Raw genomic sequence first — 2097 nt, 5'->3', positions numbered from 1 at the left:
GCGCTGCATGGCGATACCCACCGGTACGTCCGGACCAACGCCTTCGGCCCGCAGCCTGTGCGCCAGTACGTTGGCCCGGCGGTTCAGTTCCCGGTAGCTCAGCTCGATCTCGCCATGCATCACCGCCGTCGCCTCCGGGGTCCGCGCCGCCTGCGCCTCGACCAAGGGATGCAGGCAGGCAGGCTCGGCACAGGGGGCGGACTCGCAGCCGCGAACAAGCTCGACGTACTCCGCTTCAGCCAGCATCGGCAATTCGCCGACACGCTGACTCGCGTCCTGGCAGATCGCCTCCAGCAGGTTGCGCCAGTGTGCCGCCAGACACTCCACCGTCGACCGCTCGAACAGGCTGGTCGCGTAGATCAGCGACGCGCTCAGCGCGTCACCGCTTTCATAGGTATCCAGGGTCAGGTCGAACTGCGCCGTCGCGCTCGCCCGCTCCAGCGCCTCCACTCGCAGCCCCGGCAGCTCCAGAGCCTTGCCCTGACCCGCGTTCTGGTGGTTGTACATCACCTGGAACAATGGGCTGTGGCTCAGGCTCCGCTGCGGCTGCAACGCCTCCACCAGTTGCTCGAACGGCAGGTCCTGATGGGCCTGCGCTTCCAGTGCGGTACGTTTGACCTGCTGCAACAAGGCGTCGAAACGAGTCTCCAGGTCGAAGTCGGCCTTCAACACCTGGGTATTGACGAAGAAGCCGATCAGACGCTCTGTCTCTACCCGGGTGCGGTTGGCGATCGGTACCCCAACGCGGATTTCCGGCTGCCCGCTGTAGCGATGCAACAAGGTCTGGAAACTGGCCAGCAACAGCATGAACAGGGTCACGCCCTGCTGCTGCGCCAGCTGTTTCAGCGAGCGACCCAGGTCTTCGCCCAGCTCCACCTGCAGGCTGTCGCCGGCAGGACTCTGTACGCTCGGCCGCGGCCGGTCGGTCGGCAGTTCCAGCACCGGCTGCTCGCCGCCCAGCTGCTGCCGCCAGTAGGCCAGTTGGCGCTCACGCTCGCCGGCTTCCATCCAGCTGCGCTGCCACAGGGCATAGTCGGCGTACTGGATCGGCAACGGCTCCAGCTCCACGGCGCGGCCTTCACGGTAGCCGGCGTAGAACTGCATAAGCTCTTCCACCATGATCGGCGTCGACCAACCATCGGAGACAATGTGGTGCAGGGTCACCACCAGCACCTGTTCCTCGGCGGACAGGCGCAGCAACAGGACCCGTAGCAACGGACCACGTTCCAGGTCGAACGGCAACAGGACTTCGTCTTCGATCCGCAGCAACAGTGCGGACTCATCCGTCCCACTCATGGTCTCTTCGCGCAGCTCCAGAGGCAGATCGTCATGTACGACCTGCAGTGTCTCGTCGCCTTCCTGGCGGAAGGTGGTGCGCAATACCTCATGACGCTCCACCAGTGCGGCGAAGCTACGTTTCAAGGCTTCGGTGTCGAGTTCACCATGCAGACGCAGGACCGCCGGGATATGGTAGGCCGCGCTGCCCGGTTCCAGTTGCCAGAGGAACCATTGCCGTTGCTGGGCGTAGGACAGCTGCAACGGCTCCTCCGGAGAGCGCTTGAGTACAGGGGTTATTCCATACAGGTTCACTCCTTGACGCTTGAGCAAGGCCGCCAGGGCCTTGCGTTCTTTCTGAGAGAGTGACCTTACGGACTTAAGCAGCTCTTGCACCGGGATATCTCCTTAAGACGTCAGCGCATCTATTTCCTCCGTAGTAAGACGTTTAAGGGCCTCCAGGGATTTAGCCAATTCATCCTGGAGAGATGCACTGACGCTGCCGCGCCCTTCCAGTTGGCGAGCCAGATCAGTCAGGACAGGAAACTCGAACAGTTCCTTCAGCGCCATTTCGAGCCCGAGTTGTTCCCGAACTCGTACCAGCACCTGGGTTGCCAGCAACGAATGACCGCCCAGCTCGAAGAAGTTGTCGGTCAGCCCGACCCGCTCCAGCTTCAGTACCTCCGCCCAGATCGCCGCCAGTTGCTGCTCCAGGTCCGTCTCCGGTGCGGCGTAGACCTGCTGGCTGTCGCCGGCTTCCGGCGCCGGCAGCGCCTTGCGGTCCAGCTTGCCGTTGGGCAGCAGCGGCAGCGCCGCCAGGAA

1 protein-coding gene and 1 pseudogene are annotated in these 2097 nt (G+C 63.6%); both read right to left on the bottom strand.

Annotated elements, in window-relative coordinates:
• Positions 1-1671, bottom strand: a pseudogene (locus AC4OR5_RS30870) (condensation domain-containing protein); the annotation flags it as partial.
• Positions 1672-1683: 12 nt separating this feature from the next.
• On the bottom strand, positions 1684-2097 hold a 414-nt coding region (locus AC4OR5_RS30865; RefSeq protein ID WP_225318284.1), incomplete at its 5' end, for a phosphopantetheine-binding protein.

It is taken from the genome of Pseudomonas sp. YA1 (assembly GCF_058680555.1).
The sequence above is the reverse complement of the archived record's forward strand: the minus strand, read 5'-3'. Positions and strand labels throughout refer to the sequence as shown.